This is a genomic window from Bacillus sp. OTU2372, from assembly GCF_038440275.1.
Classification (GTDB): Bacteria; Bacillota; Bacilli; order Bacillales; family Cytobacillaceae; genus Neobacillus; species Neobacillus bataviensis_B.
Genome location: NZ_JASATK010000071.1, coordinates 1 through 664 on the forward strand (window position 1 = coordinate 1; position 664 = coordinate 664).

Annotated in this window: 1 pseudogene; it reads right to left on the reverse strand. The window is 44.6% G+C overall.

What is annotated here, in order from left to right:
• Positions 1-664 (reverse strand): annotated as a pseudogene (gene ltrA, locus AAHB15_RS29950) (group II intron reverse transcriptase/maturase); the annotation flags it as partial.

The window sequence follows — 664 nt, forward strand, 5'->3', positions numbered from 1 at the left end:
TGGTCTACAGCGCTTTTATCCCTGTTAACCTTCAGTTTAAGCTTTCCTTCAATAAAATGAGTCATTGCCTTCATAACCCTTTCCCCAGCTCTTTTAGATTTCACGTAGATATTACAGTCATCGGCGTAACGAACAAAACGATGTCCTCTACGCTCCAATTCTTTATCTAGTTCATCTAAAACAATATTCGAAAGTAGAGGGCTTAAAGGGCCCCTTGCGGTGTCCCTTCAAGGTTCGGACTGACAATTCCGCCTTCCATAACACCAGAGGTAAGAAATCGTCTGATTAATTGGAGAAGAGTCCTATCATTGATCCTCTCAGCTAACTTACTCATTAATCTATCGTGATTAACCTTGTCAAACAACTTTTCAAGGTCAATGTCGACTACCCATCGATACCCCTCTTCTATATAGCTTTTGGCTAATTTAACTGCATGGTGTGCTCGCCTGTTAGGGCGAAAGCCAAAGCTGCACTCAGAGAAACCTGGGTCGTACATCCTGGTAAGCACTTGGGTAATTGCTTGTTGAATGAAACGGTCTGTTACGGTTGGGATTCCCAGTTTCCTCTTCCCTTTGCCGTCTGGTTTCGGGATTTCGACTCGACGGACAGGGGATGGGATATAGGTTCCCGCGAAGAGGGATTCTCGCAGTTCGCTCCAATTGAT